This is a genomic window from Methylobacterium sp. CB376, from assembly GCF_029714205.1.
Classification (GTDB): domain Bacteria; phylum Pseudomonadota; class Alphaproteobacteria; order Rhizobiales; family Beijerinckiaceae; genus Methylobacterium.
On record NZ_CP121648.1, the window covers coordinates 1,159,732 to 1,186,231 of the forward strand.

At 72.6% G+C, this 26,500-nt stretch carries 21 protein-coding genes and 1 pseudogene; 16 read left to right on the plus strand and 6 right to left on the minus strand.

The window, feature by feature from the left end; genetic code table 11:
- From QA634_RS05180 to QA634_RS05215, 8 genes are all read left to right on the plus strand, one after another.
- Positions 1–2,433 carry a PBP1A family penicillin-binding protein gene (locus tag QA634_RS05180; RefSeq protein WP_012330994.1) on the plus strand — a complete coding sequence of 811 codons (2,433 nt, stop codon included), beginning with the start codon at positions 1–3 and terminating at the stop codon, positions 2,431–2,433.
- Positions 2,434–2,500: 67 nt separating this feature from the next.
- Entirely contained in the window at positions 2,501–3,388 is an 888-nt protein-coding gene (locus QA634_RS05185) for an MBL fold metallo-hydrolase (RefSeq protein ID WP_012330995.1), read from the plus strand.
- A gap of 173 nt (positions 3,389–3,561) precedes the next feature.
- Positions 3,562–4,596: an ABC transporter substrate-binding protein gene (locus QA634_RS05190; protein ID WP_012330996.1), complete on the plus strand. Its 1,035-nt coding sequence runs from the start codon at positions 3,562–3,564 to the stop codon at positions 4,594–4,596.
- 233 nt (positions 4,597–4,829) lie between these two features.
- Positions 4,830–5,102: a DUF2312 domain-containing protein gene (locus tag QA634_RS05195; RefSeq protein WP_012330997.1), complete on the plus strand. Its 273-nt coding sequence runs from the start codon at positions 4,830–4,832 to the stop codon at positions 5,100–5,102.
- 268 nt (positions 5,103–5,370) lie between these two features.
- Positions 5,371–5,556, plus strand: a complete 186-nt coding sequence (locus QA634_RS05200; protein WP_018262430.1) for a hypothetical protein — start codon at positions 5,371–5,373, stop codon at positions 5,554–5,556.
- Positions 5,557–5,891: 335 nt separating this feature from the next.
- Positions 5,892–6,746 (plus strand): 2-keto-4-pentenoate hydratase, encoded by an 855-nt coding sequence (locus QA634_RS05205; RefSeq protein WP_012330998.1) that lies wholly within the window; start codon positions 5,892–5,894, stop codon positions 6,744–6,746.
- 20 nt (positions 6,747–6,766) lie between these two features.
- Positions 6,767–7,285 (plus strand): GNAT family N-acetyltransferase, encoded by a 519-nt coding sequence (locus QA634_RS05210; protein WP_012330999.1) that lies wholly within the window; start codon positions 6,767–6,769, stop codon positions 7,283–7,285.
- Between the two features lie 363 nt (positions 7,286–7,648).
- Positions 7,649–8,545 carry an ABC transporter substrate-binding protein gene (locus QA634_RS05215; protein WP_018262426.1) on the plus strand — a complete coding sequence of 299 codons (897 nt, stop codon included), beginning with the start codon at positions 7,649–7,651 and terminating at the stop codon, positions 8,543–8,545.
- 99 nt (positions 8,546–8,644) lie between these two features.
- Here QA634_RS05215 and QA634_RS05220 read toward each other — a convergent pair whose 3' ends face one another.
- Positions 8,645–11,824 (minus strand): PAS domain S-box protein, encoded by a 3,180-nt coding sequence (locus QA634_RS05220; protein WP_012331001.1) that lies wholly within the window; start codon positions 11,822–11,824, stop codon positions 8,645–8,647.
- An 89-nt stretch (positions 11,825–11,913) separates the two neighbouring features.
- On the opposite strand from QA634_RS05220, the pseudogene QA634_RS05225 reads away from it, so the two are divergent.
- Positions 11,914–13,156 (plus strand): annotated as a pseudogene (locus QA634_RS05225) (IS3-like element ISMtsp5 family transposase).
- Positions 13,157–13,514: 358 nt separating this feature from the next.
- Here the strand turns inward: QA634_RS05225 and QA634_RS05230 are convergent.
- Together QA634_RS05230 and QA634_RS05235 are read right to left on the minus strand one after the other, a co-directional pair.
- Complete coding sequence (locus QA634_RS05230; RefSeq protein WP_012331004.1) at positions 13,515–14,513, minus strand: SDR family oxidoreductase; 999 nt, start codon at positions 14,511–14,513, stop codon at positions 13,515–13,517.
- Between the two features lie 135 nt (positions 14,514–14,648).
- Complete coding sequence (locus QA634_RS05235; protein ID WP_012331005.1) at positions 14,649–15,008, minus strand: DUF3140 domain-containing protein; 360 nt, start codon at positions 15,006–15,008, stop codon at positions 14,649–14,651.
- A 425-nt stretch (positions 15,009–15,433) separates the two neighbouring features.
- Here QA634_RS05235 and QA634_RS05240 point away from each other — a divergent pair, with 425 nt between their 5' ends.
- The 3 genes from QA634_RS05240 (at position 15,434) to QA634_RS05250 (ending at position 18,750) form a co-directional block, all read left to right on the plus strand.
- Positions 15,434–16,306, plus strand: a complete 873-nt coding sequence (locus QA634_RS05240) for a hypothetical protein (protein WP_012331006.1) — start codon at positions 15,434–15,436, stop codon at positions 16,304–16,306.
- A gap of 222 nt (positions 16,307–16,528) precedes the next feature.
- A complete protein-coding gene (locus tag QA634_RS05245; RefSeq protein WP_012331007.1) occupies positions 16,529–16,714 on the plus strand; it encodes a hypothetical protein in 186 nt (61 codons plus the stop codon).
- A gap of 98 nt (positions 16,715–16,812) precedes the next feature.
- Entirely contained in the window at positions 16,813–18,750 is a 1,938-nt protein-coding gene (locus QA634_RS05250; protein WP_012331008.1) for an AI-2E family transporter, read from the plus strand.
- 267 nt (positions 18,751–19,017) lie between these two features.
- On the opposite strand, the gene QA634_RS05255 is transcribed toward QA634_RS05250, so the two are convergent.
- Both QA634_RS05255 and QA634_RS05260 read right to left on the minus strand, forming a co-directional pair.
- Positions 19,018–19,398 (minus strand): hypothetical protein, encoded by a 381-nt coding sequence (locus QA634_RS05255; RefSeq protein WP_168169120.1) that lies wholly within the window; start codon positions 19,396–19,398, stop codon positions 19,018–19,020.
- Between the two features lie 122 nt (positions 19,399–19,520).
- Positions 19,521–20,204, minus strand: a complete 684-nt coding sequence (locus tag QA634_RS05260) for a DUF3828 domain-containing protein (protein ID WP_265576537.1) — start codon at positions 20,202–20,204, stop codon at positions 19,521–19,523.
- Positions 20,205–20,506: 302 nt separating this feature from the next.
- Between QA634_RS05260 and QA634_RS05265 the strand changes: the two genes are divergently transcribed.
- Both QA634_RS05265 and QA634_RS05270 read left to right on the plus strand, forming a co-directional pair.
- Positions 20,507–21,073, plus strand: a complete 567-nt coding sequence (locus QA634_RS05265) for an AAA family ATPase (RefSeq protein ID WP_012331010.1) — start codon at positions 20,507–20,509, stop codon at positions 21,071–21,073.
- A 153-nt stretch (positions 21,074–21,226) separates the two neighbouring features.
- The gene (locus QA634_RS05270) at positions 21,227–22,519 is read left to right on the plus strand and encodes a polyhydroxyalkanoate depolymerase (protein WP_012331011.1); all 1,293 of its coding nucleotides are present in this window, start codon (positions 21,227–21,229) and stop codon (positions 22,517–22,519) included.
- Between the two features lie 9 nt (positions 22,520–22,528).
- Here QA634_RS05270 and QA634_RS05275 read toward each other — a convergent pair whose 3' ends face one another.
- Positions 22,529–23,248, minus strand: coding sequence for a PAS domain-containing protein (locus tag QA634_RS05275; protein WP_265576538.1), 720 nt, complete (start codon positions 23,246–23,248; stop codon positions 22,529–22,531).
- A 461-nt stretch (positions 23,249–23,709) separates the two neighbouring features.
- Here QA634_RS05275 and QA634_RS05280 point away from each other — a divergent pair, with 461 nt between their 5' ends.
- Positions 23,710–23,967 (plus strand): hypothetical protein, encoded by a 258-nt coding sequence (locus QA634_RS05280; RefSeq protein WP_236728786.1) that lies wholly within the window; start codon positions 23,710–23,712, stop codon positions 23,965–23,967.
- 344 nt (positions 23,968–24,311) lie between these two features.
- Positions 24,312–26,441 carry a carbohydrate-binding domain-containing protein gene (locus QA634_RS05285; RefSeq protein WP_012331013.1) on the plus strand — a complete coding sequence of 710 codons (2,130 nt, stop codon included), beginning with the start codon at positions 24,312–24,314 and terminating at the stop codon, positions 26,439–26,441.
- The last annotated feature ends 59 nt before the right edge of the window (positions 26,442–26,500 follow it).

The following is a 26,500-nucleotide window of genomic DNA, read 5'->3' on the forward strand; positions in this document are numbered from 1 at the left end:
ATGCCGGAGGGGCCGCGGGGAGCGCCCGGGCGGGGGCGCGACTGGCTCGACCTCGGCGCCGCCCCGGCTCCCGACGCGCCCGCGGGCGGCACGGGGCCCGCGCCGCGCGCGAGGACCGGGAGGATCCGCGCCGCCTTGTCCCGCCTGCGCGAGCGCCTCGCGGGGATCCGGGGGCGGGCCGCCCGCGCCGCCTCGCATCCGGCGGCGCGCCGGGCCGCGGCGGGTGCGACGGCGGGTTTCCGGGCGGCTTGGCACCCGCTCCGGCGCGCCGCCGCCCGCGTGCCGTGGCTGCGCGTGCTCGCCGGCAGCCTCGCCCTCGGCCTCGCCCTCCTCGGCGTAATCCTGGTCTACGCGCTGGCGACGCTGCCGGTGAATGGCGGCCTCGTGGTCGAGCCGACCGCCTCGGCCCTGGTGGTGCGCGCCGAGGGCGGCGAGGCCTTCGCGACCCGCGGCGTCATCAAGGGGGCCAAGCTCGCGCCGCGCGACGTGCCGCAGGTGCTGGCCCAGGCCATCGTGGCGATCGAGGACCGGCGCTTCTTCACGCATCGGGGCGTCGACCTGCGCGGGCTCCTCCGGGCGGCCCTGCGCAACGCGGCCGCGGGCGGCACCCGCGAGGGCGGCAGCACCCTGACCCAGCAGCTCGTGCGGATGAGCTACCTGTCGCAGGACCGCACCCTGAAGCGCAAGGTGCAGGAGGCGATCCTGGCCCTCTGGCTCGAATCGCAGCTGCCCAAGGACGAGATCCTCACCCGCTACCTCAACACCGCCTATTTCGGGGCCGGCGTCTACGGGGCCGACGCGGCCTCCCAGCGCTACTTCGGCAAATCCGCCCGCGAGCTGACCCTGAGCGAGGCCGCCATGCTGGCCGGCCTCGTGCGCGCGCCCTCGCAGCTCGCCCCCCACCGCAACCTCGACGGCGCCCGCGGCCGGGCCGCCCAGGTGCTGGAGGCGATGGTCGAGACCGGGGCGATCACGCCCGAGCAGGCGGAGGAGGCCCGCCGGCACCCGGCGACCGTGCAGGTGCCGACCGAGACGCCGGTGGGCACGAACTACTTCGTCGACATGGTGGCGGACCAGGCCAAGGCCCTGATCGGAGCCGGCCCGGCCGACGCCGCGCTGCGCACCACCCTCGACCTCACCCTGCAGAACATCGCCGAGAGCGTGCTCGCCCGCCACCTCGACGAGGCGGGCGAGCGCCGCAAGGTCTCGCAGGGGGCGATCCTGGCGATGAGCCCGGACGGGGCGATCCTCGCCCTGGTGGGCGGGCGCGACTACGCCGAGAGCCAGTTCAACCGGGTGACGCAGGCCCGGCGCCAGCCCGGCTCCCTGTTCAAGCTCTTCGTCTACCTGACGGCCCTGAAGAACGGCTACCGGCCCGATTCGGTGATGGTCGACCGCCCGACCCAGATCGGCGAGTGGGAGCCGGAGAATTACGGCGGACGCTACCGCGGCGCGGTCACGCTGCGCACGGCCTTCGCCCACTCGATCAACACGGTGGCGGTGCAGCTCGCCGAGGCGGTCGGGATCCCGGCGGTGATCGAGACCGCGCGGGGACTCGGCATCCAGTCCGACCTGCCGAACCTGCCGAGCCTCGCGCTCGGCTCCGCCGAGACCACGCTCCTCGACCTCACCCGCGCCTACGCGGCGCTCGCCGCCGGCGCCGAGAGCGTCGAGCCCTACGCCATCCGGCAGATCGCGGCCCGCGACCAGGTGCTCTACACCCGCCCGGCCGCCGCGCCGACCCCCGCCCGCGACCAGGCCGCGCGGGCCGGGATGCTCGACCTCCTCGCCGCCGTGGTGCGGGAGGGGACCGGCAAGGGCGCCCGCGTCGCCGTGCCCGCGGGCGGCAAGACCGGGACCACCCAGGACAATCGCGACGCGTGGTTCATCGGCTTCACTCAGGACATCGTGGTCGGGGTCTGGCTCGGCAACGACGACAACGCGCCGATGGCGGGGGTGACGGGCGGCGACATGCCGGCGGCGATCTGGCGCGACTTCGTCACCCAGGCCATCGCGGTGCGCGGCCGCGCCGCCAAGGCCCGGGCGCCCAAGCCCGAGCGGCCGCAGGCCCGGCCCGAGGCGGCGGCGGCCGATCCCGACGCGGAGGCGCGGCCGGAGCGCGGCCTCCTGCGCGGCACGCCCTCGGTCGTCGATACCGGCACCCTCGACCTCGGCGGCCAGACCGTGCGGCTCCTCGGCGTGGAGGGATTGTCCGGCCGCAACGCCCGCGAGCTCGGCCGCTACCTGCGCCGCCGCGACGTGTCCTGCACGCCCGCGGAGGCCGGCGCCTACCGCTGCAGCCTCGACGGGCAGGATCTCTCGGAGCTGGTCCTGTTCAACGGCGGCGGCCGGGCCGGCGCCGACGCGACGCCGGACCTGCTCGCCGCCGAGGAGCAGGCGCGCTCGAACCGGATCGGCATCTGGCGGCGGTAGCCCGTCCCCGCCGGAACACATACTCCTAGGGAGCATTGAACCGGGTCCCTTCTGGCGAGGTCCCGGCATGGCGCAGCAGATCCCGATCTCCCCCGAGGCGCGAGCCGACGGGCCGGCCGGTCCGGACGGCACCCACGCCATCGCCCCGGACGTCGCCTACCAGCGCCACACTCTGGTCAACGTGGTCTATCTCGGCCCGCCCGGCGCGGGCGACCGCGGCTGGGTGCTGGTCGACGCGGGCATCCCGGGCTCGCGCGGCACCATCGAGAAGACCGCCGCGGCCCGGTTCGGCGCGGGGGCGCGGCCGGCCGCGATCCTGATGACCCACGGCCACTTCGACCATGTCGGGGCGCTGGAGGATCTGGCGGAGGCCTGGGACGCGCCCGTCTACGCGCATGGGCTGGAGACGCCCTATCTCGACGGCAGCGCCGCCTGTCCGCCGCCGGATCCGCGGGTGGGCGGCGGGCTGTTCGCGCTGATCTCGCCGCTCTTCCCGACCAAGCCCGTGGATGTCGGCGCGCGCCTCCGCCTGCTGCCGGAGGACGGCAGCGTCCCGCCCCTGCCGGGCTGGCGCTGGCTGCACACGCCGGGCCACTCGCCGGGCCACGTCTCGTTCTGGCGCCCGGACGACCGCATGCTGGTGGCGGGGGACGCCTTCGTGACCACCGCCCAGGAATCGATCTACGCCGTCGCCGTGCAGGAAACCGAGCTGCACGGGCCGCCCCGCTACCTGACGATCGACTGGGAGGCGGCGCGGGCCTCGGTCGAGGCCCTGGCGCGGCTGCGGCCCGAGACCGCCGTCACCGGCCACGGCCGTCCGCTCAAGGGCTCGGCCCTGCGCGAGGGGCTCGACGCGCTGGTGCGCGACTTCGCCATCGTGGCGGTGCCGCGCGACGGGCGCTACGTCGCCGAGCCGGCGCGGGCCGCGGACGGGTCGGCCTACCGACCGACCTGACGGGTGCGGTGCGGGCCCCGGGCGGGGCCGCGACAACGCGCAGTCCCGGTCGCGGCGGCCCGGCCGGGGCGGCCGAGGCGGGACGATGTCCCGGCGGCGGTCCGACCGGCTTCGCGGCGCCATCCCCGGCGGGTATGCTGCGTCCCGGTGAGCGACATCCGGGGAGGCGCCCCATGCCAGGGCCGTTCGCGCCGGCGATCCCGGCCGCGGCGCGCGCGCCCGTGAGGCGGGCGATCCGGCGGCGCGACCTGATCCCGCTCTGCGCCGCGGCGGCGGCGTGGCCCCTCGGCGCGCGCGCGGAGCGCGGTCCGCGCCGGATCGGAATCCTCGTCACGGGGTCGCCGGACTCGCACGGCGCCTTCGTGGCGGCGTTCCGGCGGCGGCTAGCGGAACTCGGCCACGCCGAGGGACGGGACGTCGCCTTCGACCTGCGCTGGAGCGAAGGCCGGATCGAGCGCCTGGGGCCCCTCGCGGAGGATCTCGCGCAGCTCGCCCCGGACCTCGTGGTGACCTCGACGACCGCCGCGGCCCTGGCCGCCAAGCGCGTCATGCCGGAGCGCCCGATCGTGTCCGCGACCCTGATCGACCCGATCGGCGCCGGGCTGGTGACCAGCCTCGCCCGCCCGGGCGGCACCGTCACGGGCATGCTGATCAGCTTCGAGACCCTCCTCGGCAAGCAGCTCGAAGTGGCCCGCGAGATGCTGCCGGGCGTCACGCGGATCGGGATGCTGGTCAACCCGGCCAATCCGGTGATCCCGTTCCAGCGCGAGAACACGCAGGCCTATGCGGACCGGCTGCGGGCGCGGCTGATCCCGGTCGAGGCCCGCTCCCCGGCGGACCTCGATGCCGCCTTCGCGACCTTCGCGCGGGACTCCGCCGGCTTCGTGATCGTGCTGCTGGACGCGCTGTTCATCACCCACCGCGCGCGGATCGCCGAACTCGCCCTCGCGTCGCGCGTCCCGACCGTCGCGGGCGCGCGCGAGTTGGCGGAGGCGGGCGGCCTCGTGAGCTACGGGATCGACCTGAGCGCGACCTGGCGCCAGGCGGCCGCCTTCGCGGACCGCGTCCTGCGCGGCGCCAGGCCGGCGGACCTGCCTGTCGAGCTTCCGACCAAGTACGAACTCGTGCTCAATCTCGGGGCCGCTTCGCGCTTCGGGATCACGGTCTCGACCATGCTGCTCGCCCGCGCCGACACGGTCATCGAGTGATCCGGGATCCGCTTGATCGAAGCGAATCCCGGCTCACGCGCCTGCGCGGCGCCTGAGCGCGGCGCCTGAGCGAAGCCGACATCCGCATGGCCGAAATGGAAGATGGCGAAGCCATCAACCGGATGGCGTACGAGGCCGCGGCGCCGGCTGCATCCCGCGACCGGCGGTCGCCGTTAACGCCTCGCTTACCGCGATCCCCGACGCTGCCGGGCGACCCCACCGGAGGAGAACCCATGGGCGACACGGCCGGCATTCCGGGCGACCGCATCCGCACCATCATCGAGCGGATCGAGAAGCTCGAAGAGGAGATCAAGGACCTCAACGAGGCCAAGAAGGAGGTCTTCCTGGAGGCCAAGAGCGATGGCCTCGACGTGAAGATCCTCAAGGAGATCATCAAGCTGCGCAAACAGGACCAGGACGAGCGCGACGAGCACGAGACGCTGCTCGACGTCTACCTGCGGGCCATGGACGCGCCCGCGCCGGTTCCGAGCGCGCGGGCGGCCTGAGCCCCCGTGGAGGCCCCGCCGGGCGGGGCCTCCTCACGCGCGGCGGGCCCCGTCCGGTCCGGCACCGCGTGCGGGCGGCCGCGTCCGGTCGGGGGCACGCGGACGGTCCGAGCCGCGCCCCCTCCCCGCATCGCCGACGGTCCGGGCGAACCCGCCGGCTGCGTCGGCGAACGCGGCGACGGCCCGCAGATCTCCGCGTCGCCCATGATTTTTCCCGCCGACGCGATTACCATCGCGGGCGACACCGCTCCGGGACCGGAGAAGCTCCATGGTCAAGCCCTCGGTTGCGAAGGAACTGCCCTCTCGCGAGGCTGGGCAGTCCCACGATGCGCAAGAGCATCAGAAGTCTGAGATGAACGACGCCGAGCTCGAGCATGTCTCTGCCGGTGCGTACGAATTCTACGTTCAAACTGAAGGTGTAAAGCAGGGCAAGGCGAAAGAGGGCGTAAAGTAGGAATTCATCATCGCGAGGATCGCGTCCGCTGGACGGCCAAGATCGTTCGTCGGTATTCTTGCTTTTCCAAGGGAGTGGTGCCGCCGCGCCGTGTCGTCCGTCGGCGGGAGCCGGATGGGGGCGTGCCGCTCCTCCCGGGCCACCGCGAGGTCGTGAGCGGCCCGATCATCCGCTCGGCCTGCGGGCCGTGCGCATCGTGCCGGGCCTCCGCCGGTTCCGCCCTGCCCGGGCGCAAGGCTGATCCCCGGCGAAGGGCCGCCGCCGAGCCGCGCGAGGGTGGCCACGGTCGGCGAGGTCTGCGAGAGACGCGTCGGACCTCGTGAAGGAGTCGATCTGTGAGCGGAAGCGAACGAGCCCCGGCCGAGGACCGCGAGGCGCCCTCGCCCGACGCGGTGGCGCGCGCGGTGCTGGCCGCCCTGGACGAGCGGCGGCAGATCGCGCCCCTCGGCGCGGAGGGCCCCGGCCTGCGGCTCGACGAGGCGTACCGGGTGACCGCGTCCGTGCGCCGGATCCGCGAGGCGCGCGGCGAGCGCGCGGTCGGGCGCAAGATCGGCTTCACCAACACCACGATCTGGGACGAGTACGGCGTCCGCGCGCCGATCTGGGGCTACGTCTACGACACGACCCTGCACCGCCCGGAGGGGCTGGCGGGTACCTTCTCCCTGGCGCGGACCGTCGAGCCGCGCATCGAGCCCGAGATCGTCCTCGGCCTCGCGCGCGCGCCGGAGCCGGACATGGACGAGGCGGCCCTCCTCGGCTGCCTGGATTTCGTCGCGCACGGTTTCGAGGTCGTGCAGTCGCTGTTTCCCGGCTGGCGCTTCACCGCCGCCGACACGGTCGCGGCCTTCGGCCTGCACGGCGCCCTGCTGATGGGGCCGCCGGCCGCGGTCACCCCGGCGAACGCCGCCGCGTGGGGCGCGTCCCTCGCGGGCTTCCGGATCACGCTCCTGCGCGACGGCGCCGAGGCGGATCGGGGCCGGGCCGAGAACGTGCTCGGCGGCGGACCCCTGGCGGCCCTGCGCCACCTCGTCCGGGTGCTGGCCGAGGATCCGGAGAGCCCGCCCCTCGCCGCCGGCGAGGTGGTCACCACCGGCACCCTGACGCGGGCGCTGCCGGTCGCCCCGGGCGAGACCTGGAGCACCCGGCTCGACGGCCTGCCGCTGGCGGGCGTCACGGTCGCCTTCGCGTGAGCGATCCGGCCGGAGACGCGATGCGGTGGCGCCCGATGCGGGCCGACGACCTCCCGGCCGTGCACCGGATCGGGAACGAGGTCTATCCGCCCCCGCTCCACGAGAGCCTGGAGGCGGTGCGCTCCCGCCTCGCCTTCGGGGCGGACTTCTCCTTCGTCCTCGCCGCCGGGGCGCAGGTGCGGGGCTACCTCGCCGGCCATCCCTGGGACGAGTCGATCCCGCCGCTGAACCGGGTGCTGGCGCCCCCGGCGCGGGGCAGCCGGGCCTTCCTGCACGACCTCGCCCTGCTTCCCGCCGCGCGGGGGAGCGGCGCGGCGCGGGAGGGGGTCGCCCGCTTCCTCGCCCGCGCCCGGCGCCACAGCGGCCGCGCCGCGCTCGTCGCGGTGAATGCGAGCCTGCCCTTCTGGACGCGCCGGGGTTTTCGCGCGGCCGAGGCGGGCGCGGATCTCGCCGCCTATGGCGGGGACGCCGTCCTCATGACCTGGCAGGCTCATCACCTGCCAGATCACGACGTGGCAGGCTCACGACCTGCCAGGTGATGACCTGCCAGGTGATGACTTGGCAGGTGATGACTTGGCAGGTGATGACTTGGCAGCTCATGCCTTGGCAGGCGCCGGAGCGCTTGGCCGCGGATCCTCCGCGCTCCGTCCGACGGTGAGCGATCACCGGCTCGAAGCCGGCGCAAGATCTGATAAGGTGCCGATCCAGCATCGAGCTTCCTCGGGCGTTCCGGGATGGCGACGTCACGGCCTTGCAATCAGGGTCCGCGCTCCGGACCATCCTCCGGCCCGCCGCGATCCCCCGACGGCGCCGCTTGCCTGCCGCGGCGCGCGCTGCTCGGCGGCCTCGGGGCCGCGGCGTTCCTGCCGCGCCCGGCCCGCGCCCAGTCCTCTCCGATGCCGGTGGTCGGCTATCTCGGGCCCGAATCGCCCGGCCCCTATGCCAGCCGCCTCGCGGCGTTCCGCGAGGGCCTCGCCCGGGCGGGCTACGGCGAGGGCCGAAACCTCGCGATCGAGTTCCGCTGGGCCGAGGGCCAGTACGATCGGCTCTCCGCCCTCGCGCGGGACCTGGTCCAGCGCCGGATCGCCGTCCTGGCGGCACCGGGCGGCGCACCGATCGCGCTCGCGGCCAAGGAGGCGACCGCGACCGTCCCGATCGTCTTCGAGATGGGAGGCGATCCCGTGGCGCTCGGCGTCGTGGACGACCTCGCGCAGCCGCGCGGGAACATCACGGGCGTCTCCAGCCTGAGCGTCGAATTGTCCCGCAAGCGACTGGAATTCATGCACGAATGCCTGCCGCAGGCCGGTTCCTTCCCGGTGATCGTCAACCCGACCAGCCCCACCGTCCGCTCCCAGCTGGCCTCCCTGCACGACGCGGCGCAGCGCTTCGGCGTGCAGCTGCAGGTCTACGACGCCGATCGCGAGCGGGATTTTCCCGACCTGTTCGCGACCCTGTCCGCCCGGAAGGCGAGCGGCGTGGTCTTCACCTCGGATCCCTACTTCGCGAACCGCAGCCAGCCCCTCGCCGACCTGGCGTTGCGCCACGGCCTGCCGGCCATCACCCAGTCGCGGGACTTCGCGCTGGCGGGCGGCCTCATGAGCTACGGCGGCGACTTCATGCAGTCGCACCGTCAGGCGGGCTTCTATGTCGGGCGGATCCTCCGGGGCGAGCGGCCCGCCGACCTCCCCGTCCAGCTGGTCACCAAGGTCGAGCTGTTCGTCAATCTGAGGGCGGCCCACCGCCTCGGCGTGACCGTTCCGACGGCGCTGCTCAGCGGCGCCGACACGGTGATCGAGTGATCCGGGATCCGGTCGATCGAAGCGGATCCCGTCTCATCCGCTGTCCGCACGATCACGTCCGGTTTGGCATGAGCCGGGACGGGCCCCGGGGCCCGGGGCTCACGGCGGCGGCACCGGCCCCTCGTGCGGCGGGCGCGCCGTGACTTGGCGCAGGAGGCGCCCGAGCTGCTCGGCCGAGTAGGGCTTGTGCAGCAGCTTGAACCCGTGCTGGCCGTCCTGGGCGAGCACGTGGCTGTAGCCGGAGGCCAGCAGCACCGGGAGGTGCGGCAGCCGCTGCCGCAACTGCTGGGCGAGGGCGAGGCCGCCCATGCCCGGCATCACCACGTCCGAGAACACCACGTCGAAGCCCGACCCGTCCGGCCCGAGCCTGTCGAGCGCCTCCTCGGCATTCACCGCCCAGGTCGTCTCGTAGCCGAGATCCTCCAGGATCTGGGTCGCGAAGCTGCCGACCTCGACGTTGTCCTCCACCACGAGCACGCGCTGGCCCGTGCCGACCGGCGAGGCCGCCGCGGCGGCACCCGCGTCCCGCGCGCCGGGGGCCTGCGCGGCGACCTCGGGCAGGTAGAGCGTGAAGGTCGTGCCCCGGCCGAGCACGCTCGCCACGTCGACGTCGCCGCCCGACTGCTTGGCGAAGCCGAAGACCTGGGAGAGGCCGAGCCCCGTCCCCTTGCCGACCTCCTTCGTGGTGAAGAACGGCTCGAAGATGCGCTCCTGCACCTCCGGGGCGATGCCCGTCCCGGTGTCGGAGAGCGAGACGGCCGCGAAGGGCTGGGTGCTCCCGGCATGGCCGCGGATCGGCGGGAGCCTGCCCGCGCAGGTCAGCCGCAGGGTGAGCGTGCCCTCGCCCTCCATCGCGTCGCGGGCGTTGACGGCCATGTTCACGAGCGCGGTCTCGAATTGGCTGAGGTCCGCCCGCACGAAGCAGGGCGTCTCGGGGATCTCGGTCACGACGCGGATGCGCGCGCCGGTGACCGTCTCGAGCAGGTCCGCCACCGCCCGCAGCCGCTCGCCGAGGGAGAAGACCTGCGGGTCCAGCGTCTGCCGGCGCGCGAAGGCGAGGAGCTGGCTCGTCAGCTTGGCGGCGCGGTCGACCGTGTCGGAGACCGCGTCGAGGTAGCGGGCCTTGCGCGCCTCGGGCAGGTCCGGCCGGCGCAGGAAATCAACCGAGGAGCGGATGATGGTGAGCAGGTTGTTGAAGTCGTGCGCCACGCCCCCGGTGAGCTGCCCGACCGCCTCCATCTTCTGCGACTGGCGCAGCGCCTCCTCGGCCTTGAGCAGCTCCGCCGTGCGCTCGGCGACGCGGCTCTCCAGGGTCTCGTTCAGCTCGCGCAGGCTGGCCTCCGCGAGCTTGCGGTCGTGGATGTCGGTCGAGGTGCCGAACCACGTCGTCACGCGCCCGCTCGCGTCCCGCAGGGGCTCGGCCCGGGCCACGTACCAGCGGTAGGCCCCGTCGTGCCGGCGGTAGCGCAGCTCGACCTCGTAGGAGACGCCGCCGGCCCGCGCCTCGGCCCAGATCGCGGCGGTCTGCGCCTGATCGTCCGGGTGGACGGCCGCGATCCAGCCGTCGGGCAGCACCTCCTCGGGAGTCTGGCCCGTATACTCGCACCAGCGGCTGTTCATGAAGTGCAGCCGCCCGTCCGGGGCGGCGAACCAGACGAAGGCCGGCACGACGTCCGTCAGCGTCCGCAGCCGCGCCTCGGCCTCCCGGCGCTCGTCGATGTCGACGACCGAGCCGAAATAGCCGAGAAAGGTCCCGTCCGGGTCGAGGCGCGGCGAGGCCGAGTCGAGCGCCCAGCGGTAGCTGCCGTCATGGCGCCGCAGCCGGTACTCGACCCGGATCGGCTCCCGCCGCGCGTTGGCGGCCAGGAAGGCCTGCTCGGACCGGCCGCGGTCGTCCGGATGGACCGCGTCGAGCCAGCCGAGGCCGAGCCCCTCCTCCGGCGTCTGCCCGGTGAACTCGAACCAGCGGCGGTTCAGGTAGATGCAGGTGCCGGAGGCCTCGGTGATCCAGGTCATCACCGGCGCGTCGTCCGCCATGGTGCGGAAGCGCGCCTCGCTCTCGCGCAGGCGCGCCTCCGCCTCGTGGCGGAAGGTGACGTCGCTCGCGGTCCCGAACCACTCGATCACCTCGCCCGCCCCGTCGAGGAGCGGCACCGCGCGCGACAGCGTCCAGCCGATGCCGCCGTCGGCGCGCCGCACCCGGTGCTCCAGCGCGAACAGGCCGCGGCGCCGGATCGCATCCGCGATCGCCGCCTCGACCTCGGGCCGATCCTCCGGCTCCAGGTACAGGTCGCGCCAGCGCGGGCTCGGCTCCGCCATGTCGGCGAGGAAGCCGCCGCCGTCGAGCCGGCGCATCTCCTCCCAGTCCGGACTCATCCGGTAGACGGCGTCCGCGGTCGCGTCGACCAGGGCGCGCAGGCGCCCCTCGCTCATGCGCAGGTTGGCCTCGGCGCCGACGCGCTCGATATGGGCCCAGCAGCGCTCGGTCACCTCGCGGATGAGCGCGAGCTCGGCCTGCGACCAGCGGTGCGGGGCGGCGTGGTGGATGGCCATCAGCGCGGTGAGCCGCCCGCGCTTGACCAGCGGCATGCAGATGGTCGCGGCGATGCCGATGTCCTGGAAGGTCTTCGCCTCGCGCGGCGCGATCTCGGCGAGGGTGTCGTTGATGATGAGCGGCCGGCCCGCATTGAGTTCCCGGACCGCGAGCGCGCCGAAATCCGCGAGGCGGTAATGCCCCAGGATGGAGGGCGAGCCCGGGGCGTGCCAGTTGCCGCGGATGGTGAAGCCGTCGCCGTCCGGGTCCATGTCCGCGTAGGCGCAGTTGGACAGGCCCAGATGCTCGCCGACGAGCCGCGTGGTGACGGTCAGCACCGCGTCGGCGTCGCGGGCCTCCGCGGTCGCCTGGGCGAGGCGGTCGAGGAAGCGGAAGCGGCTCTCGCTCCCGGCCACCCGGCGCTCGCCGAGCACGCGCGCGGTGATGTCCAGCACGGTGGCGAGCACGCCGAGGGGCGCGCCGTCCTCGCCGAGGAGCGGGGTGTAGTCCAGGTCCATCCAGACCGTCTCGGGCCGGCCGCTCCGCCGCAATTCGAATTCCCGGGCCCGGAAGCTGAGGGCGCGGCCGGCGCGCCCGCTCTCGATCACGCGGGCGTTGAAGGCGCGGGCCTCCGGCCAGACCTCCAGCAGCCGGCCACCCAGCGCCTGCGGGTGGCGCGGTCCGCAGACCTCAGCGTAGCCCTGGTTGTAGACGAGGATGCCCTCGGGACCCCAGATCGCCACCATCGGGACCGGCGAGAGCAGCAGCGTCCTCCGCCCCACGGTTGCTTGAGACACCCCGTTAGCGGACGGTCTCCGCGACAGGGGTGAGGACGATGACCACATACACGAGGGCGGGTGCCGATGCGGTCGGTCCCGGCCGGGGCGGGAGGATGTCCCGGCAGCGCAAGCGGGATGCCGTACTGCGACTGCTGCGCGGTGAGGACCTGGAGACTATCTCGCGCAGCCTGGGCGTGACCGCCGCGACCCTGTCGGGCTGGCGCGACGCCTTCCTGGCAGCGGGTGAGGCGAGCCTGTCCACCCGGCCCACCGATGCGGAAGCGCTGGAGAGCGGGCGGCTGAAGGCCAGGCTCGGCGAGATGTTGCTGGAGCGCGAGTTGCTGGAGGCCAAGATCACGGCTCTGGAGGCGCGCGGCCCCGGCCCTTTGGCCCGCAGGAGGTCGCGGCCATGAGCCAGGTCCTCTCCCCGTCAGTGGCAAAGCTTACGGGCTGGCCCGCGTCTGCCGGATCTGGGGCCTGTCGCGCGCCACCGTCCACCGGCATCTCTCACCCGCGCGGCCGGAGCCGGCGCGGCGTCCCGGCCCGGTTGGGCCGATGCCGGATGCGGCGCTGCTCGACGAGATCCGCGCCACCCTCACCGGCAGCCCCTTTCACGGCGAGGGTCACCGCAAGGTCTGGGCGCGCCTGCGCCACAAGGGCGTGCGCACCTCCAAGCGCCGCGTGCTGCGCCTGATGCGCGACCATGATCTGCTCGCCCCCTCGCGCGTCGGCGCGCCGCGCGGCCCACGCACGCACGACGGCACCATCATCCCGGAGGCAGTGGACACGATGTGGGGCACCGACCTGACCACCACCTGGACCGGCGAGGGCCAAGTCGCGGTGTTCGTGGCCGTCGACCACTGCTCGGCCGAGTGCGTGGGCGTTCATGCGGCGCGGCGGGCCACGCGCTTCGAGGCGCTGGAGCCGATCCGCCAGGGTGTGCGGCAGCGCTTCGGCAGCTTCGCGGCCAAGAGTGCTTCCGGCCTGAGTGTCCGGCACGACCATGGCAGCCAGTACATGTCCGACGCCTTCCAGGCGGAACTGGCGTTCCTGGGCATCGCGAGTTCGCCCGCCTTCGTGCGGGCGCCGGAGGGCAACGGCTGCGCCGAGCGTTTCATCCGCACGCTCAAGGAGAACCTGCTGTGGGTGGACAGTTTCGACACGGTCGAAGACCTCCGCCGCGCCCTGCTGGCGTTCCGCGAGATCTACAACGAGACGTGGCTGATCGAGCGGCACGGGTTCCGCCCACCGGCAGCCATTCGTGCCGCACAGCTTTCACCCGCGGCTCTGGCCGCGTAGGCTGGAAATCGGTGTCTCACAAACTGCGGGCGGTACAAGCGTCTGGACGACGGTGCGCACCGGCATGGGCCACTCGGCCATGGCGCCGAGCGGCGTGGCGGCCCAGTCGTGCCGCCGGACGAGGTCCCCGAGAGGGCCGCCCCCGACCGGGGACCACGCGGACGCTGAACCTGCCTGTGTCATCAACTCATGGGTGAAAGCCGCTGTCCCGGGCGCTTGTCGGGGCGCGGGCGGTTCCCGTCAACGGCCGCCCGGGAGGGCCCAGGGTCGCGGCGCCCAGGGTCGCGGCGCCCAGGGTCGCGGCACCCCGGCCCCGAGCGCCGACCCGGCGACCGATCCGGCGGCGAGGCCGATGGGCTCAGCGGCGCCTGCTCCCCATCGCCCAGGCGGCGGAGGCCACCGCGAGGCCCAGGCCGGCCGCGGCCGTGGCGAGCGGGTGCAGGCTGGCCCTCGTGTACGCGCTGGTCCGCTGCACGTATCCGGGCTGGTCGCCGCGGACCCGGCCGGCCTCCCGCGGGCGGAACAGGGCGCCCTCCGGGTGGCGCGGCGGCGACCCCCGCTTCTGGAGCGCGATGATGGCGGGCGCGAGTTGGTCGTAGAGCCCCGGCGCGAATTCCTTGCCCATCACGAAGAGCTTGCCGGCGCCGCCGACGAAGATGTCGCGCGGCGCATGGACGGCCGCGTGCAGGATCGCGTGGGCCACCTCCTCGGGCCTGTAGACCGGGGGCGGCAGCATCGGCTCCCTGTCCATGGTGTTGCGCGCCCGTTGCGGCAGCGGCGTGTCGATGGAGGCGGGCTTGATCAGCGTGACCGACACCGGCGCGCCCTCCGCGATCAGCTCCATGCGCAGCGTGTCGGTGAAGCCCTTCACCGCGTGCTTGGAGGCCGCGTAGAGGCCCTGGAACGGGAAGGCGAGGTCGGAGGCGATGCTGGCGACGTTGATCAGCGCGCCGCCGCCCCGGCGCAGGTGCGCCACCGCCGCCATCGACCCGTGCACGGTGCCCCAGAAATTCGTCCGGACCAGGCGCTCGTGATCCTCCAGGGGAATGTCCCGCAACGCGCCGTAGGTGGTCAGGCCGGCGACGTTGACCCAGGTGTCGAAGCCGCCGAACGTCGCGACCGCCCTGTCGGCGAGGGCCTCCACGTCCTCCTGGCGCCCGACGTCGCAGGCGACCGCGAGGGCCCGCCCGCCCGCTCCGCCGAGTTCGGCCGCGAGCTCCTCCAGCACGTCCCCGCTCCTCGCGGCGAGCACCACCCGGGCGCCCCGCCGCGCGGCCATGCGCGCCGTGGCGAGGCCGATGCCGCTCGACGCACCCGTGATCACGATGACTTGGTCGCGCACCCGCTTGTGTCTCATGCTCGCTCCTCCCTCAGCCCCGGCTCCCCTGCCGCCCGCGGCCCCTTGCCGCCCGCGGTTGCCCGCCGCGCGGTTCGCGCGCCGGGCGACCGCGGGCCGGGCCGCCGGAAGCCGGACATTCCAGTAATCAAGGACTCAGGCGGTCCTCGTCGGATCGTGGCCCCAGTTCATCAGCGAGAGGCGCCAGGGCGAATCCTTCACGGCGGCCGCGTCCTTGGGGCCGCCCTGCGCCAAGTGCCGGTGCACGTAGCCGACGACTTTGCGCATGTGCTGATAGTCGTCGTCGGACAGATCGGACTTCTTGGTGCGCAGGATCTCGACGATGCGTCGACCCTCCCGGTGCCCGGTCGCCTCGGAGGCGCCGTCCCTCCTCTGGCCGACCGACCGGCTCGCCTCGCCCGCGAGGTGCTTCTCCAGGGTGGACGCCGTCATGTTCACGGCCTTCCTGAACTCCCGGACGATCTCCTCGCGGTCCTGGTCCGTCTCGTGCCCCATCATACCTCTCCCGCTCGCGAGGCCGCCCGCGGCGCGCTCCGGCCCGCGCAGGTGCTCTTCCCAAGCTCGCATCCTCAAGGCCCGCGCGATGCGGCGGATCCGCGTCGATCCCGCCGAGGCCGGCGCCCGCCGGGGGCCGCCGCCTCGTCCCGCTCGTCTCGAACCGGGCGGCCAACGTCGGCCGGAATGCGTCGTTCCGGGGCTTGGTCTGCGGCGATTGCGCCGCGCCAAGCCGGGGCGCGGCCCCCGCTCCCGGGGCCACCGCCCGGCCGCGACCTCCTGCCCGCGCTCCCGGCTCGGCCCGGAGCGACAGTTTTGATCAACACCGGCCGCGTACCGGAACCCGGGATCACGCGTTGTGGCGATTGCGCGCGCAGTCGAGCCCCGCGGCATGACTGCGCTGATCGGGAGGACGTTCCGCAGACATGGGGAGCACGAGTGTCATCATCGGCATTCACGGCCTGGCGAACAAGCCGCCGGTCGACGAGAAGACGCGGTGGTGGCGGGCGGCCATCGCCGAGGGACTGATCCGCAACGAGGGACTGAGCGACCCGCACTTCGCGTTCGAGTTCGTCTACTGGGCCGACCTTCGCTACGATGCGCCGCTGCGGGAGGAGTCCAACCGGGAACCCTACCGCCGCCACGGCGGGGCCGGGCCGCTGCCGGGGGAGGACGAGGCGCCCGCGCTCACCGAAAAGGTGGTGCTGGCGCCCCTCTATGCGGGGATCGACCGCCTGGAGGAGACGACCGGCGTCACCCTGGTGGACGATGCCATCCTGGAATACCGGTTCGACGACCTCTGGTACTACCATGCCGAGCGGGACTTCGCCCGCGACGTGCGCGCGCGACTGGCCGCGCGGCTCCGGGCCTGCCGGCACCGGCGCATCCTGCTGGTCGCCCACTCGATGGGGTCGGTCATCGCCTACGACGTGCTCCGCCTGTTGGAGCGCGAGGATCCCTCCCTGCGGGTCGAGCACCTCGTCACGGTCGGCTCGCCCCTGGGCCTGGCCAAGGTGAAGCTCAAGATCGAGGCCGAGCACGGCGCCGCGCGCGTGCCCGCCAACGTGGCGCGCTGGACCAACCTGGCCGACGGCCACGACGTCGTCGCCATCATGGGCACGCTGGACGAGGCGTTCGCGCCGAGCGACGCGGGGCTGCGGGTGGTCGACCGGCGGGTCGTGAACACCTACAGCCGTCCCGACGGCGGGCGGAACCACCACAAGTCCTACGGCTACCTGCGCACGCCCGAATTGTCCCGCATCGCCCGCGCGTACGCGACCTCCTCCGGCGGCGCCTGATCCTGGCGCCGGGCCGGCCGGGGCTCGCGCGCGGCGGGCGCCCCGGACGCGCGGGGACATGGACGCGCGGGGACATGGCCGGGCGGGACATGGCCGGGCGGGGACGCCATCTTCGCCTCGACATCCGCCCCCGGAGGTCCGAGACGATGGCTAACCGCGTTGGCGTGCTCGCCGCGCCGGCGCGGGTCGTGATCGCGCCGCCAATCTTGCAGGAGTGCCCAGGTGACCCAAGCCGAGGTGAAAACGCTGGTCCGCGTGCTGGCCGCCGAGAGCGGCTCCGGGTACCGGCTCGTGATCGAGACCGCCGACGGCAGCGTCGTGGAGCTGCGCGCGACCCGCGATCAGGTGGAGAGCCTTGCCCGGCAGCTCGCGCGCCTGACCGAGGACGAGGAGCAGGCCGGCGGCTGACGGGCCGCGCGGGCGCGACGCGACGGATGCGGCGCGCGGCGCGTTAGCGGACACCCGGCGGCCACCCCGCCGGCCGCGCCCGCCGCCCGGAGTCCCGCATGCCCGCTGCCGTCACGCCGCCCTCCCTCCCGCCGGCCCGCGTCCCCCCGCCCTCCACGCCCGGCCCGTCCGGGCTCGCGACCCTGGCCGTCGCCGTGGTCGTGGTCGCCGCGCTCTACCTCGCGCGCGAGGTCTTCATCCCCCTGGTCCTCGCCATCCTGCTGAGCTTCGTGCTCGCGCCGGTGGTGAATCTGCTGCGCCGCCTGCGCCTCGGGCGCGTGCCCTCGGTGATCGCGGCGGTGCTCCTCGCCCTCGGGGTCATCCTGGCCATCGGCGGCGTCATCGGCCTGCAGGTCGCCGACCTCGCCAAGAACATCCCCGCCTACCAGAGCACGGTCCAGCGCAAGGTCTCGACCCTGCAGGAGGGCGTGCTCGGCCGCGCCAACGACCTCATCCGCCGCTTCAACCGGCAGGTCAGCGAGGTCTCCAGCCAGGCGGCCGCGCCCGACGCCGCCGGCGCCGCGGCGGGCGCGCAGGCGCCCCGGGCCGTGCTGGTGAAGGTGCAGGAGCCGGACACCTCACCCCTGGTCCTGGCCGAGAAGGTCCTGGGCCCGGTCGTCTCGCCGCTCACCATGGTCGGCATCGTCCTGGTGGTCGTGATCTTCATCCTGATGCAGCGCGAGGACCTGCGCGACCGCCTGATCCGCCTGTTCGGGGCGAGCGACCTGCACCGCACGACCATGGCCATGGACGACGCGGCGGGCCGGCTCGGCACCTTCTTCCTGGCCCAGCTCGGCATGAACGCCGCCTTCGGGGTCATCGTGGGCGTCGGCCTCTGGTTCATCGGGGTGCCGAGCCCGATCCTGTGGGGCGTGTTCTCGGCCCTGATGCGCTTCGTGCCCTATATCGGCGCGCTCATCTCGGGCGTGTTCCCGGTGGCGCTCGCGGCCGCCGTCGATCCCGGCTGGTCGATGGCGCTCTGGACCGCCGCCCTCTTCCTGGTGGCCGAGCCGGTGTTCGGGCAGGTTGTCGAGCCGCTGCTCTACGGCCACTCGACGGGCCTGTCGCCCTTCTCGGTGATCGTCTCGACCCTGTTCTGGGGCTTCCTCTGGGGGCCGATCGGCCTGATCCTGGCCACGCCCTTCACGGTCTGCCTCGTGGTGCTCGGCCGCCACGTGGAGCGGCTCGAATTCCTCGACGTGCTGCTCGGCGACCGGCCGCCGCTGACGCCGGTCGAGAATTTCTACCAGCGCATGCTCGCGGGCGATCCCGACGAGGCGCAGGAGCAGGCGGAACTGCTGCTGAAGGAGCGCTCGCTGTCCTCCTACTACGACGAGGTGGCCCTCAAGGCGCTGCAGCTCGCCGCCAACGACTACCAGCGCGGGGTTCTCGGGCCCGCTCAGCTCGACGCGATCCGGCAGCTGACGCAGGCGCTGGTGATGGAATTCGCCAAGCGCCCGGACGAGGTGCCGCAGGAGGCGCCGGAGGCGCCGGCCGGGCAGCCGGGCGCCGAGGCCTCGCTGGCCGAGAAGGAGCACCCGAAGAACGAGGCCGTGCCGGGCCGCGCGCCGCCGCCCGAGGCGCGGCCGCAGAGGTGGCGCGGCGAGGCCCCCGTCCTCTGCATCGCGGGCCGCGGCCCGCTCGACGAGGCGGCCTCGTCCATGCTCGCCCAGCTGCTCGGCAAGCACGGGCTCGGCGCCCGCGTCGTCCCGCACGAGGCGGTCAGCCGCGAGAAGGTGCGCAACCTCGACGTGAGCGGGGTGGCGATGGTGTGCATCTCCTACCTCGACATCAGCGGGAACCCGGCCCATCTGCGCTACCTGCTGCAGCGGCTGCGGGAGAAGGTGCCGGGCCAGCCGATCCTGGTCGGCCTCTGGCCCGCCGAGGACGCGATCCTGACCGACGCTGCGCTGCGCCGGCAGGTCGGGGCGGATTACTACGTCGTCTCGCTGCGCGAGGCGGTCGAGGCGTGCCTGGAGGCCCTGCGGCAGGCCTGATCCGGGCTCCGCATCGAGCGAGCGGGTCCCGAATCCGGGACCCGCCCGTCCGGACCTCCGGACCGCGCGCGCCTGACCAGCGCTCCCGAACACCCTTCCGGGCCCTCGCGGCGCCTGTGGAGATGTCCGGTTGCAAGCGTGTCGCGGACATCTCTTACGACATTCGACGGATTGCGTCGCCATCTTCCATTTCGGCAATGCGGATTTGGGCTTCGCTCAGGCGCCGCGCGGGCTTGTCATCACGCTGTCCGGACGTGATCGTCCGGTTCACCTCCACGCGCAAACCTTCGCGGTCGCGTTGGCCCAACATGCGCTTCCTTGTGGCTTCAAGGTTCCGAGGCTGTCATGGGCGTGACTTCCTCCCCGCGCTCCATTCCAACTGCCTTCGGCGGTACCGTCTTCGTTTTTATTGACGTACGCGAAGAATTTTGAAGAACGACGATCGCCGGTTCCCACGGAAAAATTGCCGTCCGCATCAGACTCGATGTTGCATCTGCCGTCCAGGTAGCGTTTCCCGCCGACTTCGATGAGACACCGTCCTTGTCCCGATTCGCTGAGGCATTTTCCCTCGGAGCGCAGCGTGCAGGTCGCGCCCGCCGGCGAGGCAGCGACGAGCCAGAGAACGGAAAGGAGTTTGACGGCACGCATCGGTCATTCCTCCGGGCTGCAAGCGGTGAGTCCGATCTCGTTTTACTGCGACGAACCGGCAACAAAAATCGATACAGAAATGCGCCGCTCACAAGGGAAAGCGATAAATATTCCTGCAGAGACTATCCGGTTCGATCTCTCAGTCCCAGTGCGCGGCGGAGTCCCTGACCTCGGTCGGATCTCACGTCGTAGATGCGCCAGCCGTCGGGAGCGCGCTTCAGGCGATAAGTGATGCGCACCGCTTTGCGCGCGTTCCGGAATCTTGCTTGCGTAACGGCATAGTCACCCGTCATCGTGGCCGGGCTGATCACCAGGTTTGCGATGGTGGGATCCTGCGATTCCGTGAATGGATCAACATCGATTGTGTTGTCGCCGTTCGCGGCCTTTGCGAGGTCTCGAAGCCATGCCGCCGCGATCTCTTTCTCAAAAAAATGGTTGGCCGTTGACTTGTCCAACTGAAGTGAAAGCAGTTTCGGGCTTTTGCGTGAGCCCTCGTACTGGGCATAGACGGCTTGAACGGCAGCTTCCGGCGTCGCGAACTGGGCTTCGGAAACTGTCAACCCGGTGAGCAGCGTAGCCCCTGTTGCACATGCGAAGAGCGATGAGCGTATCAGAGCACACATCGCAAGCTCCTCCTGCCCGTCCCTTGCCGAGATCGCGGAAGCACCGCTGATCGAGATCTGGACTCTTGAAATCAGCGGGAGTCCCTGCGGGGAGATCAGGTCATGCTTCCTCAGAAATGATGTCTCGTCGCGGATCGTGCTCCCGAGCGTGGCGCCAGAGGCGGCCGCCGCTGCGGTGGCCATCGCCGGTCTTCGGCGAGGGTTCGGTTGCGGGCTGAACTCCGACCGGACACGGCGGTGACCGAGGACAGGATGATCCTGATCGCGCAGATCGAGAAGGGGGCGGGCGGCGATCTCGTGCGCGACCTGCTGGTCTTCCCGCGGTCGAGCCGGCCGGCTCGGGCCCCTCACCGCGCCGGCCCTGCCGCTTCGCTGCGCACGGGGCGGACCCGGCGGCCGCCCCGTGCGACACCCTCCGCACGGCCGAGCCATCGACGGGCCGCGGCCGGCTCCGTAAGGTGAGGGGGATCGGGAGAGGCGCGCGCGTGTCCGACAGTCGAAACCGCTGGCACGTGATCACGGGCCCGCCCTGCTGCGGCAAGTCGACGACGATCGACCTCCTGGCAGCGCGCGGCTTCCGGGTGAGGACCGAGGTGGCGCGCGCGCACCTGGACGAGGCGCTGCGAGCCGGGCGCAGCGTCCACGAGGTGCGCGCGAGGCCCGAGGAGTTCCAGGTCTCCGTGCTGATGCGCGCGCTCGCCGTCGAGCGGAGCCTGCCGCCGGAGGAGCTGATCTTCTTCGACCGCGGGGTCCCCGACAGCCTCGCGTATTTCAGGCTGCACGGCCTGCCCGAGGCCGATTACATGTCCCGCATCGCCGCCGCGCGCTACCGGACGGTCTTCTACCTCGAACCGCTGAGCGACTACGTCACGGACTACGCCCGCGTCGAGAGCCGCCACGAGCGGGACAGGCTCGCGGACCTCCTCTGGCGCGCCTACGCGGACCTCGCCTTCGACGTCGTGCGCGTGCCGGTCCTGCCCGCGCAGGAGCGGATCGACTTCATCCTGCGGCGGATCGCCGGAGCGGGCGACGGCGCGCCCCGGGCGGAGTGACCGCGCGGGCGGCCGCAGGGCCCCGCCCCACCCAGGCTTGAGCGCACGCAAACCGCAGAACAGGCCGGCCGAAACCAAACACCTCTCGCCCGCGTTGGGGGCCTACCTGTCATCACGGGCCGGGAAGCCTCAGCGTCGGAAAGGTGTCTGCGGATGATGTACCTCATGCGTGAGTCGTGTGAACTGATGCTCACGCCCGCCCGGATCGCCGCCGACCTCACGAAGCTTGCTTGCGAGAACCCGCTCAACCCTTTCACCTATACGGTCGCGGGCCGCTCGATCGCCGCCTCCTGCGAGATCTTCGAGCGCGCCACCCGCTCCTATCCCAAACCCGCCTTCGGCCTGCCGGCCGCGGAGCGGATCGTGTGGGAGCAGCCCTTCTGCCGGGTCATCGCCTTCGGGGAGCCGTCCGACAAGCCGAAGCTCCTCCTCGTCGCCCCGATGTCGGGCCACTACGCCACGCTGCTGCGCGGCACGGTGGCAGCCTTCCTCGACACCCATCAGGTCTTCATCACCGACTGGGCCGACGCCCGGCAGGTGCCGCGCGCGGCCGGGCGCTTCGGCCTCGACGAGTACATCGACGCCTGCGCGGCGATGTTCGCGGCGCTCGGGCCGGACCTGCACGTGATGGCCGTCTGCCAGCCCTCGGTGCCCGTCCTGGCCGCCATCGCCCGGATGGAGGCCGAGGACCACCCGGCCGTGCCGCGCGCGGCGATCCTGGTGGGCGGGCCGATCGACACGCGGCGCTCCCCCACGGCGGTCGACCTCCTGGCCCAGGAGCGCGGCATCGGGTGGTTCCGGCAGCACTGCATCCACCTCGTGCCGCCGGGCTATCCCGGCCACGGGCGCGCGGTCTATCCGGGCTTCCTGCAGCTCTCCGGCTTCATGGGGATGAACCTCGACCGGCACCTGACCGCCCACTGGGACATGTTCAACCACTTGGTCGAGGGCGACGGCGATTCGGCGTCCAAGCACCGGGCCTTCTACGACGAGTACCTCGCCGTGATGGACCTGACCGCCGAATTCTACCTGGAGACCGTGGAGCAGGTCTTCATCACCCACAGCCTGCCGAACGGCACCATGCGCCACCGCGGCGCGCCGGTCGATCTCGGGGCGATCCGCCGCTGCGCCCTGATGGCGATCGAGGGCGAGAAGGACGACATCACGGGCGTCGGCCAGACCCGCGCCGCCCTCGACCTCACCCCCAACCTCCCGGGCGACAGGAAGGCCTACCACCTGCAGGCCGGGGCAGGGCATTACGGCATCTTCAACGGCTCGCGCTTCCGGGCCGAGATCGTGCCCGAGATCTGCCGCTTCATGGCGGATCAGGCGGCGCCGCGCCCGGCCCCCGTCCCGGAGCGGGCGGACTGGATCGACCGCTCCGTGGCCCTCTTCGTGGTCAAGGCCCCGCCCGGCCGCGCCGCGGTCCCGCTCCGGCCCGTCTGAGCCTGGTCCTCAATGCAGCAGGGCGCGCCCCGGCACGGCGGCGCCCTGCGCGCCGGCAGGCGCGGTCAGGCCGGCCGCGCGGGCCTGCAGGTCCCCGAGCCGCCGCCGCAGCGCGCTCCGCCCCCGCTCCCGCTTGGCGCGCAGCTGCGCCAGGATCCGCTCCCGCTCCGCGCCCGGCCCGATCCGGGCCTCCAGGTGCTCGCACTCGATCTCGTGCGTGACCTCGACGTCCGCCAGCGCCGCCAGACGGCCTGCAGCGCGCCGGTGAGGCCGTCCAGGTCCGTCCCGGGGGCGCGGCGCGCCGGGCGGACCGACACCGTGGCCGCCTCGGACAGGTCCAGCCGGAGCGGCGGCCGCGTCGCCACCAGGATGGACGCGCCGGCGACGATCGCCCCGGAGCGGGTGCGAATCGGGGTCGCGCAGGGCATGAACGGGATCCGCGTGCCGTCCGGGCGCTCCAGCACCGCCCCGGCGTCGCGGACGGGGCGCCCCTCCCGCAGGGCCACCGCCATCGGGCAGAGCGCGAGGGGCAGGTCCGACCCGTCGGGCGCCAGGAGGCGCCACGCGCCGCACCAGCGCGCGGCCGATCTCCGGACGGTAGCCCCAGAGCGCCGCGGCGGCCGGGTTGTAGTAGGTCAGCCAGCCCTCGGCGTCGGTGGTGTAGACCGCCGTCCCGGCCCCGTCGAACACCTGAGCGATCGGCGGCTCGTCGTTCCAGTCGGACGTCATGCCCGCGTGTCCTCCCTGCCCCCCGACACCTGATCGGCGCCTCCGGCCGAGGAGCGGCTCCGCTTATCGTTGATCTTGACGGATCGGCTTGACTTGCGACGCGCCGCGCACGGGCCGCATTCACCCATGATCGTCCCGGACAGGCAATGGGACGAAAACGATCGGCCGCCGAGCCGCTCCCGCCGCCGTCGCCCGGTCCGGCCGGACTTGTCCCGGATCCGAGAACGTTCTCGGGCGCCGTCACATTGCAATCGATCGCCCCCGTACGGGCAGGTCTATGCCGACATCCGGATTTTCTCTCGCGTAGAGCTCATCGGGAGACCCAATCGACTGAGTTCCCGCCGCGCGGGAATCGCGGCGTCCCGCTGCCGAATGCCCGGGTCAGATTGCTGACATCATGGCATTCACCGGTCGCATGTGATAAAAGAGTTGTGATCATGATGACGGCTAGGCCTCCCAGGATGGCGGTGCTCGAGGAATTGCCATTTGGTGTAGATGTGAGCGAGAGCGAGGATTACCTCGTGATCGAAAAATCCGGCATCGAGCATGATAATCATAACTATATTGTGTCTGGGAAAGTGAAAAAGAAGAATAGAAGCGTGCTGGTCACGACCCATGTGGCGTCGTTCGAGGAAGCACTCGTCCTTGCCAAGCATCTCGCCGACAGGTTGGAGGCATCGCTGATCTACATACGGGACGACGCCCAGCCCTCGCTCTAGCTCGGATCCGCGCACGGCCGGATCTCCTCGGGCGCCGGCGGGGCGGCGCTTGGGCGCCGGCGGGGCCCGGACGGAGGCCGGCCGCGAACGGTGCGGCACCTCCGTACTCGGTCGCGCGCTTTGCCGGCGCGCCCACTCGGTCCCAATAATCCGCGCCGCGCGCCCTCGTCGGACCCCGCACCGGAGCCCGCCTGTCACCAGCGATCCTCACGGCAGCTGTCGACTAAATTGATACACTGCATCCTTTCTGTGCCGCTATGTCGTCGCGGATCTGGGTCCGTTAAGGATAAATTTAACACAGGATACCCAGATTAGGGCCTGAGATACAGATCACGGGCTCTTCGATGTCAGTCGGCTACGGCAATTCCCTGGTGCTCCGGGTGGCGGAGGACGCCTATCGGGGCGACGCGCTGGTCGCGGTGCTGGTGGACGGCGTGCAGGTCGGCGGGCCCCAGGCCGTCACGGCCCGCCGCGCGGCCGGCGAGTGGCAGGACATCACGCTCACGGGCGATTTCGGCGACGACCCGCGCAGGGTCGAGGTGCGGTTCCTCAACGATGCCTGGGGCGGCACGGCGGACGCGGACCGCAACCTCTACGTCGATCACCTGATCCTGGGCGGGCGCACCTACGAGGGCGAGGCGGCGAGCAACGCGGCCGGCCCGATGCTCGGCGACGCCGCGGCCCTCTACTCGGCCGGAACCCTGACCTTCGATACCGGCGTGCCGCCCGCGGCGCCGGTGCGCAGCCTGACGATCCGGGTGGCGGAGGACGCCTATCAGGGCGACGCGCTGGTCGCGGTGCTGGTGGACGGCGTGCAGGTCGGCGGGCCCCAGGCCGTCACGGCCCGCCACGGGGCCGGCGAGTGGCAGGACATCACCTTCACGGGCGCCTTCGCGCCGGATCCGCGCAGGGTCGAGGTGCGGTTCCTCAACGATGCCTGGGGCGGTACCGCCGGCGCCGACCGCAACCTCTACGTCGACCACCTAGTCCTGGACGGCCGGACCTATCGGGGCGCGGCGGCGAGCAACGGCGCCGGCGCGACGGTCGACGGCGCCGCGGCGCTGATGGCGGAGGGGGGCCTCGTCTTCGACACCAGCGCGCCCCCGCCCCTGCGCAGCCTGACGATCCGGGTGGCGGAGGACGCCTATCGGGGCGACGCGCTGGTCGCGGTGCTGGTGGACGGCGTGCAGGTCGGCGGGCCCCAGGCCGTCACGGCCCGCCGCGCGGCCGGCGAGTGGCAGGACATCACGCTCACGGGCGATTTCGGCGACGACCCGCGCAGGGTCGAGGTGCGGTTCCTCAACGATGCCTGGGGCGGCACGGCGGACGCGGACCGCAACCTCTACGTCGATCACCTGATCCTGGGCGGGCGCACCTACGAGGGCGAGGCGGCGAGCAACGCGGCCGGCCCGATGCTCGGCGACGCCGCGGCCCTCTACTCGGCCGGAACCCTGACCTTCGCTACCGGCGTGCCGCCCGCGGCGTCGATGCCGGTCCTCACGCCGGCCCCCCCGCCCGGCGGGACGGGCCCCGGCCTCTCCCTGCTCGGGGTGAACCTCGCCGGGGCCGATTTCGCCGCCGGCGCGCTGCCCGGCCGGCTCGGCACCGACTACACCTACCCGACCGCGCAGGAGATCGACTACTACGCGTCCAAGAACCTGAACGTCATCCGCCTGCCCTTCCTGTGGGAGCGCCTGCAGCCGGTCCAGGGCGGTCCCCTGAGCGCCGCCGAACTCGCCCAGATCGACGCGGTGGTGTCCGCCGCCACCGCCAAGGGCATGAAGGTGATCCTGGACCCGCACGATTACGGCGCGGGCTACGGCCACCTGATCGGCAGTCCGGAGACGCCCGACAGCGCCTTCGCGGATTTCTGGGGCAAGCTGGCCGGGCATTTCAGCGCCAACCCGAACCTGATCTTCGGCCTGATGAACGAGCCCTACGCCCAGAGCGCGACGCAGTGGCTCGGCTCGGCCAACGCGGCCATCGCGGCGATCCGCGCGGCCGGGGCGACGAGCCAGGAGATCCTGGTCCCGGGCAGCTACTGGGACGGGGCCCATAGCTGGGTGAGCAGCGACAACGACACGGTGATCGGGACCGGCATCGTCGATCCGGCCGGCAACTACGCCTTCGAGGTGCACCAGTACCTCGACGCCGACAGTTCCGGCACGCAGGCGGGCGTCGCCTCGCCGACGGTCGGCGTCGAGCGCCTGACGGCGATCACCCAGTGGGCGACGCAGACCAACAGCCGCCTCTTCCTCGGCGAGTTCGGCGTGGCGTCGGACCCAACCAGCCTGCAGGCGCTCGACAGCATGCTGGCCTACATGGACCGGCACGCCGTCTGGCAGGGGGCCACCTACTGGGCGGCGGGGCCCTGGTGGGGCGACTACATGTTCTCGATCGAGCCGACCGGCCTGGGCACCGCGCAGGTCACCGACCGGCCGCAGATGGACGTCTTGGAGAAGTACGCCCCGTGACGTAAGCTGCCCACCGGGCGGCGCCGCCGCCCGCGGCGCGCCCCCTCCGCGCCCGGCCG